The sequence below is a fragment of the Amycolatopsis dendrobii genome, from assembly GCF_014145675.1.
Taxonomy (GTDB): domain Bacteria; phylum Actinomycetota; class Actinomycetes; order Mycobacteriales; family Pseudonocardiaceae; genus Amycolatopsis; species Amycolatopsis dendrobii.
The window spans coordinates 76040-93667 of record NZ_JACGZW010000008.1; the positions used below are offsets into that span (position 1 = coordinate 76040).

Here is a 17628-nt window from a genome sequence, read left to right on the forward strand (position 1 = left end):
GATTGCCGAATGACCCCGGCGCGCCGGCGGTGCGCATTGGTCGCGGTGTCGCTCGTGACGTTCATGGCCTACCTCGACAACAACATCGTCAACGTGGCGCTGCCCTCCATCCAGGAAGACCTCCGGTTTACCGTATCCGGTCTGGAATGGGTGGTCAGCGCGTACATTCTGGTCTTCGGAACATTCCTGCTGTTCGGCGGACGGCTGGGCGACATCCGCGGCTGGCGGCCGCTGTTCCTGTCCGGACTCGGCCTGTTCACGCTGTCCTCGCTCGTGGCGGGCATGGCGACCAGCCCGGCCATGCTCGTGGCAGGCAGAGCCTGCCAGGGCCTGGGAGCCGCCGCGGTCACGCCGACCACCCTGGCGATCATCTCGGCGGTGTACCCGGACGAGCGCCGCCGGGCCAACGCCGTCGGCGTGTGGAACGCCGTCGGGGCGCTGGCCCTCGCGGTCGGCCCCCTGCTCGGCGGGGTGATCAGCCAGCATCTCGCGTGGGGCTGGATATTCTTCGTCAACGTTCCCGTCGGCCTCGCGACGCTCGTTCTCGGAGCGTGGGCGATCCGCCTGCCGAAGCCCGCCGGGGAAAAACAGTCCATGGACATCGCCGGGACTCTCTCTTCCGGCGGCGCGTTGTTCGCCTTGACGTTTTCCCTCATCGAGGGGCACGAATTCGGCTGGGATTCCCCCGTCATCCTCGGCGGATTCGTCGCGGCCGGACTGCTGGCCGCGGTTTTCGCCGTGGCCGAGACCAAGGTCGCGCATCCGATGCTGACCATCAGCCTGCTGTGGGACCGCGTTTTCGGCGGCGGTGTCGCCACGATGTTCATCTGGGCCTTCGGGCTGTTCGGAATCTTCTTTTTCACGTCCCTCTATTTGCAGGACGTGCTGCTGTTCTCGCCCACCGAGGCCGGACTCGCCTTCGTGCCCATGGCAGTGCTCATGATCGCGGGCTCGGTGCTGAGCGGCCCGGCGGCCGCCCGGGTCGGTGCGCACCGCTCGGTGTCGGGCGCGATGGCGCTGATCGCCGCGGGCATCGCGGGCGCCGCGCTGCTCGACGCGAACGCGACCTTCGCCGAAGTGATGCCGCCGTTGCTGGTGATCGGGCTCGGCGGAGGATTCACCACGTCCCTGACCGCGACCGTGCTCGCCGCCATGCCCGGCCGCCAGGCGGGAGTGGCCACCGCGGTCTTCAGCACCGTCCGCCAGATCGGCGGATTGCTGGGCGTGGCCGTCATCGGTGCCGTGCTGACCGCGCAGCAAACGACGGAATCGCACCGGGGAGCCCCCTTTCGCGACGCATTCCTCAGCGGTTACCACAAAGCGTTGATAGTAGCCGCTGTCCTGGTAGCCGTTGGCGCTGCCATCGCCTACTTCGCCTTGCGCGCGAAGCTTCCCGAAACCGATCCGCACCAATCCGGCGCCGAGCATTGAATACGCTGGCTATGCCCGTATCGTCACTCGATCGGACGTATCTGGGAGGAAGGCGGTCGTGTTTACTTGATGCCCGAAGAGGGAGCCGTCGATTGGATCGGCCGATTCCGTCTTCGAGCGCCCCGGCCCGGGCGGTCCCTCTTGTGCACGATTCCTGAAGTTTTTCTGTGCATGATCGTCGAGGGGACAGCAATGGTGAATTCATTCGTCAAGTCCGGGACCCGGCTCGCGGCGATGACCGGGTTCGTCGTCGCGACGGGAGTCGTCGGCGCCGCACCCGCGCTGGCCGCGGACGCACAACTCGTCGTCAGCCCCACCACTGACATCACCGACGGGCAGAGCCTCGCCGTCACCGGCACGGGATTCTCGGCCGGGGCCACCGTATTCGTGGCGGAGTGCGCCGACAACGCCGCCGCCCATTCCTGCGACCTCGCCAGCGGCGACCTGCAAGTGGTCGTCGCGGACGGCAATGGCGCCATCTCCGCGTCGCTGCCCGCGCGCCGCACGTTCGCCGGTGCCGACCCCGCGACCGGCGCTCCCACCGGAACCGTGGACTGCACGATCGCGCCCGGCTGCGCGATCGCCGCTTCGGTCGACCGGTCGACCCCGGCCGCGCCTCCGGTCGTGATCAGTTTCGCCCGAGGAGAGTGAGATCCGGCGCCGGGTTGAGCCCGCTGGCGCTCAACCCGGCGTTCGATGGCGCCCGCCGCCGGTCACTCCATCTGCAATACGACCTTGCCGAGCTTGCCCGGTGAACCCAGCCGCGCGTAAGCCTCACGCGCCTGTTCCAGCGGATGAACACTGTCCACCGGCACCGTGAGCCGACCCGCCGAGAGCGCGCGCAGAAGTCCGTCCCGCACCCGGTTCGCGAGCAGAGCCTTCTCGACCGTGCTGCGAGCCCGGATAGTCGACCCGAGCACCCGGCCGCGGGCGCGCATCAGGTCGAACAGGCGCAGGGACGTCTCCTCCCCGGCACCGACCCCGATGACCAGGATTCGGCCGTACGGGTTGAGCCACCGCACGCGGCGCAGGCAGTCCTTGCCGCCGACCAGTTCTACGACGATGTCGTACGGGCCGTGGGCCTCTTCCTGATCCGGGGTCACGACTGTCGCATCGGAAGCCAGAGCTTGGACGGCGGCATGGGACTCCGCGCGGCGCACGCTCGCGACGACGTCGGCCCCGGCGAGTGCGGCGACCTGGAGCATCGCGGTGCCGACTCCGCCGGCCGCACCGGTGATCAGGACTCGCTCGCCGGGGCGTACGCCGGCTTGGTCGGCCAGGCCGTCCCAGGCGGTGCTGAACGCTTCGGGGAAACCGGCGGCGTGGACGTCGTCGACCGAGTCCGGGATCGGCAGCAGCAGGCTCGCCGGAACCGCGATGCGTTCGGCGTGGGCGCCGCCGCCCACCACGGCCATGACGCGGTCTCCGGCGGACCACCCGGCAGCCGGTTGTTCGATTACCCCGGCGATTTCGAGTCCGGGGATGTCGTCCGGCCAGCCCGGCGGGGCGGGGTAGGCGCCTCGGGCCTGCTGCAGGTCCGCCGCGTTCAATCCGGCCGCGCGGATCCGGACCACGGCCAGGCCGCCGTCCGCGGCCGGGTCGGGGGCTTCGCCCAGTTCGAACTCGCCGTCCTTGATTTTCACCGCGCGCATGCGGGTTCCCCTCGCCTCAGACTTCGTGGACGTGCTCGACCTCGGGCGGAGCGGCGAAGTACTCCCCCACCAGTTCCCGCCACCGCTGGAAATCCGGCGAGCCGCGGAACTTCACCGTGTGGTGCTCCACCGTTTCCCAGCGGACGACGAGACGGTAGCGCGCCGGTTTCTCGGCACTGCGCCACAGGACCGCGCCGTGACAGCCTTCCGCTCGGTCGAAAAGCGGTTTGGCCTTCGCCACCGCCTGCTCGAAATCCGCCTCCGTGCCGGGGCGGACGTCGATCTGCGCGAGTTCGCGGATCATCCGGGTTTCCTTTCGCTGACGGGGTTTTCGGGCGACCGGTCCCGCAGTTCGCGGCGCAGGATCTTCCCGGAGGCGTTTTTCGGGATCTCGTCGAGGAATTCGACGATACGGGGGTACTTGTACGCGGCCATCCGTTCCTTCGCGTACGCGACCAGGTCCGGCGCGGACGCCGACGCGCCGGGGTTGAGCGAGACATACGCCTTGACCGTCTCGCCGCGGTACGGGTCCGGCACTCCGACGACGGCCGTCTCGCGGACGGCGGGGTGGGTGTAGAGCACGTCCTCGACCTCGCGCGGCCAGACCTTGTAACCGGCGGCGTTGATCATGTCCTTCTTGCGGTCCACCACATAGAACCAGCCGTGTTCGTCCATGAACCCGACGTCCCCGGTGCGCAGTTCCCCGCCGGGCAGCGATTCCGCGGTCGCGTCGGGCTTGTTCCAGTAGCCCGGCACCACTTGCGGTCCGGAGGTGGCCAGTTCGCCGATCTGCCCGGCCGGCACCTCCGCTCCGGCCTCGTCGAGGACCCGCACGACGGTGTTGAACACCGGAACGCCGACGGAAAGCGCACCAGAAGCGGGGTCGACCGGCGCTCGCACCCCGCGCGGGACGCAGTGCGACGGCGAACTCGTTTCGGTGAGGCCGTAGGCGTTGTGCACCTGGATGCCGAGTTGGTTCTCGAGCGACTCCGCGACCGCGGGCGCGATGGCGGCGCCGCCGGAGTAGACCGCGGTCAGCGAGGCGAAATCTTCTCGGCTTGCCTCGGGAACGCCCGCCAGCGCGGTGAACGCGGTGATGGCGCCGATGGTGAAGGTCGGCTGATGCTCGCGGATCGCGTCGAGCATCACGGCCGGCTGAAAACGGTGCGACAGCACCAGCGGCGCGGGCAGCAGCAGGGCGAGCATCACGTGCCCGACGAGCCCGGTGATGTGGAACAGCGGGGCGATTCCGAGGATCGTGTCGGTTTCGCCGAGACCGATCCAGTCCCGGTAGGTCTGCGCGTTGAAGACCAGGTTGCGGTGGGTGTTGATCGCGCCCTTGGGGATTCCGGTGGTGCCGGACGTGTAGGTCAGCACCGCCGGATCGGAAGGCTTCGGCGTCGCCGCCATTCGCCTGGTGGGCCGCGCCACCAGGTCGGCGAGATCGCGGACGCCCTCGTCGCGCCGCTCCGCCGAGCCGAACAGGCGCGGATCGTCGCGGTTCTGCCAGTCCAGCGCCGAAGTGGTGACCACCGTCCGCACCGCGGTGCCGCCGTCGGCGATGACGTCGCGGGCGACCTCGGCGTACAGCTCGTCCAGGGCGAGCAGCGCGGTCGCGCCAGAGTCGGCGAGCAGGTAGTTCAGCTCGCGCGCCCGGTTCATCGGGTTGATCGACACCGCTGTGCCGCCGGCCTTCCACGCCGCGATCAGCCCGATGACGTACGCCGGGTTGTTCTGGGTGAACAAGGCCAGCCGGTCGCCCGGGGCGAAACCGTCGTCGGCTAGCGCGGCTGCCAGCGCGTTCGCGGCCTCGTCCGCCTCGCGCACGGTCAGGGCGCCGTCGAAGTAGCGGATCAGCACGGCGTCCGGGGCGCGGCGAACGGACGCGTCGAACAGGGCCAGCGCGGTGTCGTGTTCCGGGCGGATCTCGGCGGGGGTGCCCTCGCGGTAGAGCGCGAGCCAGGGTTTCGCGGCGTAGGCGCTCATTTCACCGCCATCGGGTTGACCGGCGACCCGCTGGCCCGGTGGATCTTCAGCGGGGCCGCGGCGTAGAAGAAGGTGTACTTGCCGTCTTCGGCGCAGTCGGCGGCGAGCTTCTCCAGGTCGCAGATCTCGGTGAACACCACGCCGAGGTTGCGCATCAACGCGTTGTGCAGCACCAGCGCGACCCCGGTGTCCGGGTCGGTGGTGACCTCGTTGGCGATGGTGTCGGTGACCAGGTTCGGGATCTCCCGGCGCTGGAACCACTCGACGAGTTCCGGCGAATACACGAGTCCAGCTTCGCAGAATCCGTCGTAGAAGGCGTCGCCCTGGTCGAAGAACAGCCGCAGGTGGTTGGTGCGGATGAGCAGGATGTCCCGGTCCTCGATCGCCGTGCCCTGCGCCGCCGCGCACGCCTCCAGGTCCTCGTGGGTGAACGTCTCGCCCGCGTCGAGGTGGTCCTTGCCGCGGAACCGCGCGATGTCCAGCAGCACCCCGCGGCCGGCCACGCCGCGTTCGGCGATCGGGGCGACGCTGGCCTTCTCCAGGCCGCCGACGGTGCTCCGCGCGTCGTAGCCGTTCCAGATCCGGCCGTCGTACCAGACGTGCCCCAGCGCGTCGTACTGCGTGGAGCCTTGCAGGAACGCTTCGATCTTGTCGTCGGCGTAGTGCAGGCCGCCGGGGAATTCCGGTCCGTCGCCGCCCTCGTCCCAGGCGGATTCGTCGATGACCTGCTCGCGTTCGGCGGGACGGCGGCCCGGCCACACCGGCTCGCCTCGCGGGTCCCCGATCAGCCGCTGCAGGGTGAACACCTTGCCCGCGCCGATTTCCGCGACGCCGCGCAGCACCTCGGTCTCGGTCAGGTAGTTCAGCGCGCCGACCTCGTCGGCGGAACCCCACTTCCCCCAGTTCGACGGCGCGTTCGCCAGCAGGTCCGTCAGGGCAGGTGCGTCGCTCATCGATCATCCTCCACGTCGAGCCAATCGGTCTCTGAACAAACCCGTACGAGCGTTCGGTCGCGTTCAATGCGATGTCATCGTGAGGTTGGCCGGACGCTTTGTCAATACTGATCCCCGAAGTGATGAAGACATTGGCCGCCGCGTCGGCTAGTGTGTTCAGAATGTCTGAACATCTCGCGGCCGAACCGGAGGCGGGACCGCTCGTCCGGCAGGCCAGGACGCGGGCCCGGGTGTCGCTGCGCGAACTGGCGAGCCGGATCGGGGTCAGCGCCGGGACGCTGAGCGCGATCGAGAACGGGAAGACCGGCCTGACCGTGGAACGGCTGGGCCGGATCGCCGACGCGCTGGGCACCTCGGCGTCCGACCTGCTCGCCGCGCGCACCGCGCCGGAGGAGCGGCCCCCCGCGTCCGACCGGCCCTGGCGCGTCTTCGAACCGCTCGACCTCGACCCGGTGCTGCGGGCCGCGATCGCCACCTTCGTCATCACCGGCTACCACGGCGCGACCATGCGCCTGGTGGCGGCGAACGCCCGGATGAGCGTCCCCGGGGTCTACCACCACTACCCCAGCAAACAGCACCTGCTCGCCGCCATTCTCGACGTCGCGATGACCGAACTGCACTGGCGGATCCCCGCGGCCCGCGCCGACGGCGGCACCTCGGTCGAACGCTTCGCGAACATGGTCGAGGCGCTCGCGTTGTTCCACGCCCAGCGCCGCGACCTCGCCTTCATCGGGGCCAGCGAGATGCGGAGCTTCGAGGAGCCGAACCGGTCGCGGATCGCGGCCAGCCGCACCGAAATCCAGCGGCTGCTCGATGCCGAGGTCGACGCCGCGATCCGGGACGGCGAGTTCGCCACGCGGCATCCGCGCGACGCCGCCAGGGCCGTGGCGACCATGTGCACCTCGCTGCCCCAATGGTTCCGTGCGGACGGGCCCACCTCCCCTGAGCAGATCGCGGCTGAATACGCGCGGTTCGCGGTCGACCTGATGCGCGGAAGCGGGTGAGCACGGTCCGTTGTGGACAGTCGGCGGGCTTCGCTCCCGAGAATCGCACTGCCCGCGAACCTGAAGCAACCAAGACTGCCGGGCGGGCCAACCCGGACTGTCCGCGGGCACAAGAGCCAGGAAGGGGCCGGACATGAGCGGCGATCTCCGCGAACTCGTCAGGCGGGCCGAGGCCGAACTCCCCCGGCTCGTCGACACCCACGTCGCCCGCGTGCGCGACGAGATCGACATCTACCGTGAGGACGGGCTCGTCCCGCCCGAGGATCTGCGCCGTTCGGTCGAGGCGAACATGCGGTTCATGATCGCCGCGCTGCGCGATCCGAAGGGCGGCAACGACTTCTCCGCGCCGCGCGAGACCGGATCCCGGCGGGCGCGGCAAGGTGCGCCGCTGCCCGAGGTGCTGCGGGCCTACCGGCTGGGGTTCGCCGCGCTGTGGGACACGCTCGCCGCGGCGGCGGACTGCCGGCGGCCCGCGTTGATGCGTGCCCTGCTGGCCGCGGGACGCGGTTTGTGGCTGCTCACCGACGAATACGCCATCCAGCTGACCGAGGCGTACCGGGCGACGATGGCCGAACTGACCCTCGCGCGCGAGCGGCGCCGGTCGGCGCTGGCGGAGGCGTTGTTCACCGGCGAACCGGTCGCCGGGACGACGCACTGGGAAATCACCGCGCTGCTCGGCTTCCCGCCGGACGCCGGCCTGGTCGTGGTCATGGCGGAGACCCGCCGCGCCGACGAACCGCTCCCGGGGATCGAGCAGCGGCTCGCGGAGCACGGGATGGTTTCGGTGTGGCGGCTCACGCCCGCGCTGCAGACCGGGATCGTCGCGCTTCCGGACGGCGCCCCGGAGCCGCTCGTCGCGTTGCTGCGGCAGATCGCCAAGGCGAGGGTCGGGATGAGCCAGCCCTACCGCGCGATCGGCGAAACCCCGAGGGCAGTGCGCCTGGCCAGGATCGCGCTGGTGTCCGCCCCGGAAGGCAGCAACCAGGTCAGCACCTTCCGGGCGGGCCGGGTCGCCGGTCTCGTCGCCCACGCCCCCGCCGAAGGCGTCCGCGTCGCGCAGGCGGTGCTCGGCCCGGTCCTCGAACTGCCCGCCGAGGACCGCGAAACCCTGCTGGCCACGATCCGGGCCTGGTTCGACAACGACGGCTCCGCCGAGCAGACCGGCAAGCAACTGCACTGCCACCGCAACACCGTCCGGTACCGCCTGCGGCGGGTGCACGAACTCACCGGGCATTCCTTCGCCAACCCGGCCGACATCGCCGAACTGGCCGTCGCGCTGGAAGCGGTTCCCCAGGACCGCTGATCCTCAATGCCCGGAACTCAAGCGGCGCAGCGAAGCGGGATCGTCGACGCGCCCTCTTGAGTTCCGGGCATCGCCGCTGACCTTTCCGTTGTTCCCCGGCACAACGCGGACAGTTCCCGGAGACAGCATTCTCCGCCGCCGGGATGCCCGGCTCGGCACACCTCGTTCCACCGGGCAGATGCCCGTGACCGAGGCGGGCGTCGGAACCACCGTCCGGCCTGGCGAACACGGCCGGGAAAGGAAGGCATCGTGGCATTGCCGAGGAAGGCCCTCATCGCCATTCCCGCCAAGCACTTCGAGTTCTACGAGGACGGTTCGGAGACCGGCCTGTTCTACACCGAGGCGCTGCATCCGTACTCGGTCTTCGCCGATGCCGGGTTCGAGGTCGACCTGGTCAGCGAAACCGGCAGCTTCGGGCTCGACGCGCGCTCCACCGAAGACCAGTTCCTCACCGAGGAGGACAAAGCGGTCTACGAGAATCCCGAAGCGCCGTTCAGCGTCAGCCTGAACCAGAACCTGAAGAAGGCCGCCGACGTCGACCCCAACGAGTACGGCGTCTTCTTCGCCGCGGCCGGGCACGCGGCCATCTACGACTACCCCGGCGCCATCGCACTGCAGTCGGTCGCCCAGGGCGTTTGGGACAACGGCGGCATCGTTTCCGCCGTCTGCCACGGCCCGGCGATCCTGCCGTACGTGCGCGACAAGGAAACCGGCAAGTCGATCGTCGCCGGCAAACGGATCACCGGCTTCACCACCCAGGGCGAGATCGACCTCGGGCTGATCGACCGGATCAAGACGGACAACGCCCCGCTGATCGAAGACAGCGCGGCCGCGGCGGGGGCCGGGTATGTCGCTCCGGCGCAGCCGTTCGACGACCTTTCGGTTACCGACGGGCGGGTCGTGACCGGGGCGAATCCGGCCAGTGCGCATTCGGCGGCTCGGCGGGTTGTGGAGGCGTTCGACCAGTTGTGACGGGTGTTGGCGGCGCCGCCGAGCGAGCCAGCGCCTGTCCCAGCCACTCGTTGATCGCCCGAGTCGACTCCCGCTCAGGCGAATCGGCCACCGGAACCGGCCGGTGCTCCGGCCAGCCGGCGGCCAGCGTCGCCGGATCCGGTACTGGCCCCAAGGCGGTCAGAAGGTCGGGCAACGTCGGGTAAAAGCGGTCCGGACGGCCGGCTGATCGCAGTGACCAGCCGGCCGGTCCGGTGGCGACCCGGACGCCCCGGCGCAGCGTCGACAGGCGGGCCGCGACGACCGTGCGGGCGTAGCTTCCCGACAGCACGCCGGTGAGCCAGTCCGTTCTCGTGGTCCCGCAACTGCCGCACATCAGGGCATCACGTCTCCGCTGTTCGGGCCGAGCACCTGGCCGACATACAGGTTGCCGCCGGGGTCGGAGGCGAGCAGGACGGCGGTCGGTGCGATTTCGCCGACCGTGCCGAAGCGGCCGAGGGGCAGTTCGGCGGCTTTCGCCGAGCGCCAGTCGTCGCTGATCCCGGCCAGCAGCGGCGTTTCCACCGGGCCGGGGGCGATGGCGTTGACCAGGACGCCCCGGCTCGCTGCTTCCAGGGCGATCGACTTGGTCATCGCGATCACCCCGGCCTTCGCGGCGGCGTAATGCGCGAGACCGACGCCGCCCTTGATGCCCAGTTGCGAGGCGACGTTGACGATCCGCCCGTCGCCGCGTTCGAGCATCGGGCCCAGCACCGCGCGGTTGAGCAGGAAGACACTGGTCAGGTCGATGTCGATGGTCTGCTGCCAGGTCTCGAGCGGCATCGTGTCGGCGGGGGCCTCGGTCAGCAGCCCGTGCGAGGTCACCAGGACGTCGATCCGGCCGAGCAGGCGGGTCGCCTCGGCGACACCGTCCGCGACCGCTTGTTCGTCGGACGCGTCCATCCGCACGGCGCCGGTCGCGCCGAGTTCCGCCGCGCGTTCGGTGACCTGCGGCTGGACATCGGCCAGCACGACGGCCGCTCCGGCCGCGACGAAGTGCTCGGCGATCGCGCGGCCGATGCCGCTCGCCGCGCCGGTGACCAGTGCGGTCCGGCCGGCGAGCGGGCTGGAGTCGGTCATGGGCGGGGTCCTTCCGGTTTCGTTGGTGCGCGAGCGAGCACGGGCTCAATCCCGCATCGCGACAGTGAGGGCGCCGTCCACCGTGATCGCCTGGCCGCTGACATACGAGGCCGCGGCCGAGCTGAGGAACTCGATCACGCCGGCGATCTCCTCCGGCCTGCCGACCCGGCCGCACGGGATCGTCGCGCCTGCCCGCCGGAGTCCTTCAGGGCCAAGCGAATTGGCCGCGTCCAAGGACTGCGGCGTCTCGATCAAGCCGGGGACGATCGCGTTCGCGCGGATTCCGCGCGGGCCGAGTTCGACCGCGAGGCTGCGGATCAAGCCGAGCACGCCCGCCTTCGCGGTGGCGTAGTGCGCGTGCTCCGCCCAGCCGTACACGCCGCCGGCGATCGACGAAATGGCGACGATCGAGCCGCCCTCGCCCAGGTGCGGAGTCGCCGCCCGGGCCAGCCGCATCACGCCGTGGAGGTCGACTTGCAGGACTTCGTCCCACTGGTCGTCCGTCATCCCGTCGAAGGCGGCGCGGCGAAGGATTCCGGCGTTGGCGATCACGTGGTCGACCCGTCCGAACGCCTCCAGTGCCGCGGCGACGAAGGCTTGCGCCGACGCGGTCTCGCTGACGTCCAGTTCGGCGATCAGCCCGGTGCCGCCCGCTTTTTCCACCCCGGCCAGCGTCTCCTCCGGATCGTGCGGGTCTCCGGGGAAACTGCCGATCACGACCTGGTCGCCGCGGGCTGCCAGCCGGACCGCGGCGGCCCGGCCGATGCCGGACGCCGCGCCGCTGATGACCGAAACCGCTGTCATGCCGCTTCCGCCTTCGTCTCGGCCGGGCGCACCGCGGCCCCGGCGTCGGGAGTCACTGTCTTGGCGCCCAGCATGATCAGGCCGGACGCGAACGTGCCGAGCGCGCCGACCAGCAGGGCGGCGGTGGAGAACGACATCGCGTCCGCGACCAGTCCGGTCAGGATCAGGCCGCCGACGATCGCGCCGGGCTGGCTCATCGCGCCGATGAAGGTGCTGCCGGTCGCGCGGCAATCGGTGTCGTAGCACTCGGCCTGGAAGAACATGATCGCGGCGTACGGGCCGAGCAGGAAGAACAGCCCCAGCATGTACGTGACCAGCACGTAGGCCGGGTTCTCCGGGCCCACCAGCATCGCGGCGAAGAAGACGCCCGCCAGCAGCCAGCCGCTCACGATCACCTTCTTGCGGCCGAAGCGGTCGCCCAGCCAGCCGTGCGTGAGGTAGCCGAGCGCGCCCACCAGGTTCGACACCACGACCAGCACCAGCGCGTTGCCCGCCGAGATGTGCTTGCCCGATTCCAGCACCGTGGTGCCGAGCACCGAGAAGGTCTGGATGCCGAACCAGTTCACCAGCCAGGCCAGCGACAGCATGATCGTGTTGCGCAGGTGCTTGCCGGAGAAGATCCGCTTGAACGGAGCCGCGTGCTGCTCTTCGAGCCCTGCTCGCGCGGCGAAGGCCGACGCCTCGTCGCCGCGGCCCTCCTTGCGCAGCCGCCGCAGGGTCTGCTGGGCCACGAACTGCGGGCTTTCCTTCAGCCGCAGGCACAGCAGCGCCACCACGAACGCCGGGACGGTCGCCAGCAGGAACGCGATCCGCCAGCTGCCGGGGCCGAAGACCGCGGTGATCAGGCCGACGAACGCGGCCGCCAGCAGCGCGCCCAGCGGCCAGCCGGTCTGCACGATCGCATAGACGAAACCCTGATGCCGCTTGATCTTGCGGTCCTCGGTCAGTGCGTACAGCTCGTTGAGGTAGGTCGCGTTCACCGACTGCTCGGCGAGCCCGAGACCGCTGATCCCGCGGACGCCGACGAGGCTCGCGGCACCCGCGGTCGCGGCCGTCGCGGCGGAGGACAACGCGGTGCCGCCGACCGAAATGATCATGCCCTTGCGCCTGCCGAGCCGGTCGACCAGCGGGCCGACCGCCAGCACCACGACGAAGGTGCCGACGCTGACCAAAGTGGACACCAGCAGCGCGAAACTCGCGTCCCAGTGGAAACTGTCGGAGATCCGCGGCAGCAGCGTGCCGAACATGATGAAGTCGTAGACCGCTACGGCCCAGGCGAAAAAGGCGATCTTGGTCGCCCGTCTGGTCTCCTTGACCGAGACGGCGGGCAGCCCGCTCCCGGGTGCTGGGGTGGTCATCTGCGTGCTCCTGTCGTGAGCCGGATCAGGCGGTGCGCGGGAAGCGCGCCTGGAAGTCCTGCGCGATCTGGTCGAAAGTCGCCCAGCGGACGCCCTCGTGCCCGTTGATGTGCTCGATCAGGCGCTCCAGCATCAGCAGCACCTGCGGCCGGCCGGACACGTCCGGGTGCACGGTGAAGGTGAAGACGGCGTAGTCGAGTTCGCGGTAGACCCAGTCGAACTGGTCGCGCCAGATCTCTTCGAGGTGGCGCGGGTTGACGAAGCCGTGGCTGTTCGGGCTGGACTTGACGAACATCATCGGCGGCAGGTCGTCGAGATACCAGCTGGCCGGGATCTCGACCAGGTCGGTCTCGGCGCCGCGGACGAGCGGTTTCATCCAGGTCGAGGCGGGCTGGTCGTAGTCGATCTTGCTCCAGGAGTCGCCGACCCGGACGTAGTACGGCGTGAAGTCGCGGTGCATCAGCGAGTGGTCGTAGCGGATCTTCCGTTCGACCAGCAGCTCGTTGGTGACCGGCGAGAACTCCCACCAGGGCGCGACGTACCCGGTGGGCCGCGTGCCGGTGCGCCCCTGGATCAGCTCGAGGCAGTAGTCGAGGATCTCCGACTCCTGCGCGCGAGTCATCGCGATCGGGTTCTCGTGGCTGTAGCCGTGCAGGCCGATCTCGTGGCCCGCGGCGACCACCTGCTCGAACTGCTCCGGGAAGGTTTCGATCGAGTGGCCGGGCCAGAACCAGGTCGCGGGAAGGCCGTAGCGGGCGAGCAGCCGGTTCAGCCGCGGCACGCCGACCTCGCCGGCGAAGATGCCGCGCGAGATGTCGCCCGGCGAGTCCTCGCCGCCGTACGACCCGAGCCAGCCGCCGACGGCGTCCACGTCGATGCCGAAGGCGACGAAAATTTCCTTGGCCATGCTCAGATTCCTTTCTCACGGTTCGCGCGGTGCCGCAGCCGGTCGGCGGCGACGTCGGCGGGAAAACGGGACAGCAGCAGCGCGAGCAGGATCCGCGTCTGCGGGAACGGGAGCGCGGTCGCCGGGACGGCCCCGGCGGCGATCGCGTCGACCGCTCCGCCGCTGCCGTAAATGGCGGCGCCCGGCCCGAACGGGACCCGGCTCGAGAGCGCCACGACGGTGCCGGCGTCGACGGCCGCGCGCAGCGAGCGCAGGTAGCCGCGGTTGAGGTTCCCGGAACCGGTTCCGGCCAGCACGATCCCGGGCGCCCGCTGCGCGACGAGGTGGTCGAGCAGTTCCGGGGTCGCGCCGGGCGACAGGGTCAGCGTTTCGACGCGGAGCGAGCCGAACCCGGGGCCGGGCAACGGAAGCGGTTCGGGACGGGCCGGCCGGGCGGTGAGCAGCGGGCCGTCGTCGAGCACCTGCCCGATCGGCCCGCCGGACTGGGCGGCGAACGGCTGCGGCAGCAGGGTGTGCGCCTTCCGCAGGCCGCGCGCGGCGAAGAGCTGGCCGGCGAACGCGACCAGCACGCCGAGCCCGCGCGCCTCGGGCGCGGCCGCGACGCCGATCGCCTGCCGCAGGTTCCGGGGACCGTCGGAGCCGTCGCGGTCGGGCGCGATCTGCGCGCCGGTCAGCACGACCGGCCGGTCGTCGGCGTGGACCAGGTCCAGCAGGAACGCCGTCTCCTCGATCGTGTCGGTGCCGTGGGTGAGGACGATGCCGTCCACCTCGGGACGGGCCAGCTGGGCCTGGACCGCTTCGGCGATCGAGGCCAGGTCTTCCAGGGTCAGGTTGAACGAGTTCTCCCGCAGCACGTCGACCGGTTCGACCTTGACCGAGGGGTCTGGCCCGGCCGCCTCGAGCAGCGCGCCGGCCCCGTCGGCGGCGACCGAGGCGCCGCCGGGACCCGTGCGGGAGGCGATGGTGCCTCCGGTGGCCAGGACCACGATGTGCGTCATGGGCGTTGAGTGTGAGCTACACAAACGTTTGAGTCAATCGTTTGTGTCAATCGTTTGTGGCGACGTCCGCGCGGGCCGGGCATACTGGGGCCCGACGACAGGAGGCAGATGCCCGCGACCGTGCGGCCCTTCACCCAGCGGATGATCGCCGAGGACGTGGGCGTCAGCGTGACCACGGTGTCCCGGGTGCTCAATCCGGCGGAAGAGCATCCGGAGCGCTGGGCGTCGCCGGAAAAGGTCGCGGCGATCCTCGACTCGGCCGAGCGCAACGGCTACCGCCGCAACCCGCACGCCGCGAGCCTGCGCACCGCCCGGTCGAACGTGATCGGCGTGCTGGTCCCCCGGCTGCAGGATTTCGTGCTCGCGACGATCTACGAGGGCATCGACGAGGCCGCGACCGAGGCCGGGATCTCGACCTACGTCACGAACTCGCTCGACAACCCGGAACTGCAGCGCCAGCGCACCCAGCAGATGCTGGACCGCCGGGTGGACGGGCTGATCTTCGGCGACGCGCACTCCGACGACACGTTCCTCGACGGCCTAGCCGAAACCGGCGTCCCGTTCGTGCTGACCTCGCGCAGGCTGGGCGAGCACGTCTCGATCACCTGCGACGACCCGGCGGGCGGCCGCTTGATCGCCGACCATCTGCTGGAGACCGGCCGCCGGGACGTCGCGATCGTCGCCGGTCTCCCCTTCGCCTCGACCGCGCAGGAACGCACCCAGGGGCTGGTCGACCGCTTCGCCGAGGCCGGGATCGAAATCCCCGCGCACCGCATCGTCTACAACGGATTCGACGCAGCGGCCGGGCGGGCGGCCGCCGATCAGCTGCTGGCGCGCAAGCCCTATCCGGACGCGATCTTCGCGACCAACGACTTCGCCGCGATCGGCGCGATGGGGTCCTTGCGGGACAAGGGACTCCAGATTCCCGAGGACGTCGCCCTGGTCGGCTACAACGACACCCCCCTCGCCGCGTCGATCTCCATTCCGCTGACCACGATCCGGTCGCCGATGCACGAGATGGGGCGCCGGGCGCTGGGCACGTTGCTGCGCAAGCTCGCGGGGCAGGACGTGGAATCGCAGCGGCTTCAGCCGGAGCTGATCGTGCGGGCGTCGACGGTCGGCTGAGTCCCCGCGGAAGTCCGTGAGGACCGTCCGCAGAAGCGGCGAGAGCGGCGAGGCGGCGGGTCAGGGCTGGCGGTCCATGGAGCCCCAGCCGGCAGGGGCTTCCCGGTCCACCAGCCGCAGCGCTTCGTGCAGCACGGCGTCCTCGATCCACGCCAGCGGTTCCGCGTCCACGATCAGCGGCTCGTTGTCCGGCCCCCGCGCGATCTCCCGGCCCCGCAGCAGCCACGGACGCACGCCGGGGCCGCCGCGTTCGCGCAGGTGCTGGTAGTCGTGCAGGCGCCGGGCCAGCCACAGCCGCAGCGATCGCCCGCGCCACCACGGCTGCCGGGCCAGCGAGTTCGCCGACAGCCCCGGCAGCAGCGTCCCGGTGAGCCCGTCGCGGCTTTCCTCGCCGGAACACAGGTCCGCGTCCGGGCCGCGCGACCACCGGACGTACAGGTCGTCTTCGCCGGCCCGGCGGAACGCCGAGACCAGCTCGTCGAGGTCGCGCACGACGGGCAGCCGGTTGTCCCATTCCGTCATGGGCCCGGGATTACCCGCGTCCGCCGGAGCCAATCTCAGCGGGCGACGACCCGCACGCCGCGCACCAGCGGATCCACCGGGTCGGGCAGGAACATGCCCGCGGCCGCTCCGCTTCGCAGGTAGTCGAGCACCGGGCGGGTCAGCACCTCGCCGGGGAACACGGCCGGAACGCCTGGCGGGTACGGGCTCATCGTCTCGGCGACGATCCGTCCGGCGGCCTCCTCGACCGGGACCTGTTCGGCCGGCCCGAAGAACGCGTCGCGCGGCAGCATGGCCTGGTCGGGTTCCAGGTCCTCGGGCGCGGGCAGGTCCACCGTCTTGGCGCGGGGCAGCTCGCCGGCGTGGCCGGACAGTGCTCGCAGCGCCTCGACCAGCCGGGCGGCGGTGCTCTCGTCGTCGCCGACGGTCAACTGGGCGGCGATCCGGCGGTGGTCGGAGAGCCCGACGTCCACCAGCTGGTGTTCCCGCAGCCAGTGGTTGGCGTCGTAGCCCGAGCACCCGAGTGCGGACACGTCGATCAGCATTTTCAGCGGGTCCCGGTCGTCCGCCCGGCCGGGGCCGAGCAGTTCGGCGTCTCCCAGCACGGTGATCCCGGGGATCGCGGCCAGCCGTTCTCGGGTGTCCGCGGCCAGCCGCAGCACGGTGTCGAGCAGGCCCTTTCCGTGCTCGGCCATTTGCCGTCGCCAGCCGTCGAGCCCGGCGTAGACCAGCGACGACGGGCTGGTCGTGTCGAGGAGGTCGGCGCGCATGGCGAGGACGTCGGCGTCGACCAGGTCGCCGCGCAGGTGGTAGACCGAGCCTTGTTCCAGGCCCGCGCCCATTTTGTGCACGCTCGTCACGCACAGGTCGGCTCCCGCGTCCATCGCCCACGCCGGCAGGTCCGGGTGGAACGGGAAGTGCGCACCCCAGGCCTCGTCGACGATCAGCGGCGCCCCGCGCTCGTGGCAGATCCGCGCGACGCCGCGGATGTCCGCGCAGGAACCGTAATCGGTCGGCGTGATGAGCAGCATTCCCTTCGCCGCCGGGTGTTGCGCGAAGGCCGCCTCGGTTTCCTCCGGCCCGGGCGGATGGGCGAAGTGCAAGGACGCGTCCCAGCGCGGGGACACCCACACCGGCCGGATGCCGCTGAGGATGAGCCCGGCCACCACGGATTTGTGCACGTTGCGGGAAATCAGCAGCTCTTCGCCCGGGCCCGCGACCGACAGCATCGCCGATTTGACCGACAGCGAACTGCCGCAGGTCGAGAAGAACGCGCGGTCCGCGTGCACCGCGTCCGCCATCAGGTCTTCGGCCTCGTTCAGCACGCCGCGGTTGAGCGCCCGGTCGTCGAGCCCGTTCATGAGAATGACGTCCGAGGCGAACACGTCGCGGCCGACGATCTCGGTCAGCCGGGGGTCGGCGCCGCGGCCCTGTTTGTGTCCGGGCGGCAGGAAGGACACGTGCCCGGACGCGCGGAACCGGCGGATCGCCTCGAGCACTGGTGCGCGGGAATGATCGGCCACGCGTTCCGCTTAC

At 70.5% G+C, this 17628-nt stretch carries 17 protein-coding genes; 6 read left to right on the plus strand and 11 right to left on the minus strand.

Annotated features, from left to right (window positions below; genetic code table 11):
- Positions 1–9: 9 nt before the first annotated feature.
- Positions 10–1431, plus strand: a complete 1422-nt coding sequence (locus H4281_RS23545; RefSeq protein ID WP_182893095.1) for an MFS transporter — start codon at positions 10–12, stop codon at positions 1429–1431.
- Between the two features lie 192 nt (positions 1432–1623).
- Positions 1624–2082 carry an enediyne antibiotic chromoprotein gene (locus H4281_RS23550; protein ID WP_182893096.1) on the plus strand — a complete coding sequence of 153 codons (459 nt, stop codon included), beginning with the start codon at positions 1624–1626 and terminating at the stop codon, positions 2080–2082.
- Between the two features lie 62 nt (positions 2083–2144).
- Here H4281_RS23550 and H4281_RS23555 read toward each other — a convergent pair whose 3' ends face one another.
- Genes H4281_RS23555 through H4281_RS23570 form a run of 4 tightly spaced genes read right to left on the minus strand, consistent with a single transcriptional unit; the run spans position 2145 to position 6022 of the window.
- Positions 2145–3083: a zinc-binding dehydrogenase gene (locus H4281_RS23555; protein WP_182893097.1), complete on the minus strand. Its 939-nt coding sequence runs from the start codon at positions 3081–3083 to the stop codon at positions 2145–2147.
- A 16-nt stretch (positions 3084–3099) separates the two neighbouring features.
- Positions 3100–3387 (minus strand): antibiotic biosynthesis monooxygenase family protein, encoded by a 288-nt coding sequence (locus H4281_RS23560; protein ID WP_182893098.1) that lies wholly within the window; start codon positions 3385–3387, stop codon positions 3100–3102.
- On the minus strand, positions 3384–5069 hold the full coding sequence (locus H4281_RS23565) for an AMP-binding protein (protein ID WP_182893099.1): 1686 nt from the start codon (positions 5067–5069) through the stop codon (positions 3384–3386). Before H4281_RS23565 ends, H4281_RS23560 begins: the two co-directional genes overlap by 4 nt.
- Positions 5066–6022 carry a cyclase family protein gene (locus tag H4281_RS23570; protein ID WP_182893100.1) on the minus strand — a complete coding sequence of 319 codons (957 nt, stop codon included), beginning with the start codon at positions 6020–6022 and terminating at the stop codon, positions 5066–5068. Before H4281_RS23570 ends, H4281_RS23565 begins: the two co-directional genes overlap by 4 nt.
- A 161-nt stretch (positions 6023–6183) precedes the next feature.
- On the opposite strand from H4281_RS23570, the gene H4281_RS23575 reads away from it, so the two are divergent.
- The 3 genes from H4281_RS23575 (at position 6184) to H4281_RS23585 (ending at position 9301) form a co-directional block, all read left to right on the plus strand.
- Positions 6184–7026 (plus strand): TetR-type transcription factor C-terminal domain-containing protein, encoded by an 843-nt coding sequence (locus H4281_RS23575; RefSeq protein ID WP_182893101.1) that lies wholly within the window; start codon positions 6184–6186, stop codon positions 7024–7026.
- Between the two features lie 133 nt (positions 7027–7159).
- Positions 7160–8329, plus strand: a complete 1170-nt coding sequence (locus H4281_RS23580) for a PucR family transcriptional regulator (RefSeq protein ID WP_182893102.1) — start codon at positions 7160–7162, stop codon at positions 8327–8329.
- 249 nt (positions 8330–8578) lie between these two features.
- Positions 8579–9301: a DJ-1/PfpI family protein gene (locus H4281_RS23585; protein ID WP_220507742.1), complete on the plus strand. Its 723-nt coding sequence runs from the start codon at positions 8579–8581 to the stop codon at positions 9299–9301.
- Positions 9302–9655: 354 nt separating this feature from the next.
- Here H4281_RS23585 and H4281_RS23590 read toward each other — a convergent pair whose 3' ends face one another.
- From H4281_RS23590 to H4281_RS23610, 5 genes are read right to left on the minus strand one after another with little or no spacing between them, the layout of a single operon-like run.
- A complete protein-coding gene (locus H4281_RS23590; RefSeq protein WP_182893103.1) occupies positions 9656–10399 on the minus strand; it encodes an SDR family NAD(P)-dependent oxidoreductase in 744 nt (247 codons plus the stop codon).
- Between the two features lie 45 nt (positions 10400–10444).
- Positions 10445–11203, minus strand: coding sequence for an SDR family NAD(P)-dependent oxidoreductase (locus H4281_RS23595; RefSeq protein WP_182893104.1), 759 nt, complete (start codon positions 11201–11203; stop codon positions 10445–10447).
- Positions 11200–12561, minus strand: coding sequence for an MFS transporter (locus H4281_RS23600; RefSeq protein WP_182893105.1), 1362 nt, complete (start codon positions 12559–12561; stop codon positions 11200–11202). Before H4281_RS23600 ends, H4281_RS23595 begins: the two co-directional genes overlap by 4 nt.
- Before the next feature lie 25 nt (positions 12562–12586).
- Complete coding sequence (locus H4281_RS23605) at positions 12587–13468, minus strand: polysaccharide deacetylase family protein (protein ID WP_182893106.1); 882 nt, start codon at positions 13466–13468, stop codon at positions 12587–12589.
- Positions 13469–13470: 2 nt separating this feature from the next.
- Entirely contained in the window at positions 13471–14466 is a 996-nt protein-coding gene (locus H4281_RS23610) for an asparaginase (RefSeq protein WP_182893107.1), read from the minus strand.
- A gap of 108 nt (positions 14467–14574) precedes the next feature.
- Here H4281_RS23610 and H4281_RS23615 point away from each other — a divergent pair, with 108 nt between their 5' ends.
- Positions 14575–15591, plus strand: a complete 1017-nt coding sequence (locus tag H4281_RS23615; protein WP_220507743.1) for a LacI family DNA-binding transcriptional regulator — start codon at positions 14575–14577, stop codon at positions 15589–15591.
- 60 nt (positions 15592–15651) lie between these two features.
- Here H4281_RS23615 and H4281_RS23620 read toward each other — a convergent pair whose 3' ends face one another.
- Both H4281_RS23620 and H4281_RS23625 read right to left on the minus strand, forming a co-directional pair.
- Positions 15652–16113 (minus strand): DUF6098 family protein, encoded by a 462-nt coding sequence (locus H4281_RS23620; RefSeq protein ID WP_182893108.1) that lies wholly within the window; start codon positions 16111–16113, stop codon positions 15652–15654.
- 35 nt (positions 16114–16148) lie between these two features.
- On the minus strand, positions 16149–17615 hold the full coding sequence (locus H4281_RS23625) for an aminotransferase class I/II-fold pyridoxal phosphate-dependent enzyme (protein ID WP_182893109.1): 1467 nt from the start codon (positions 17613–17615) through the stop codon (positions 16149–16151).
- Positions 17616–17628 lie beyond the last annotated feature (13 nt).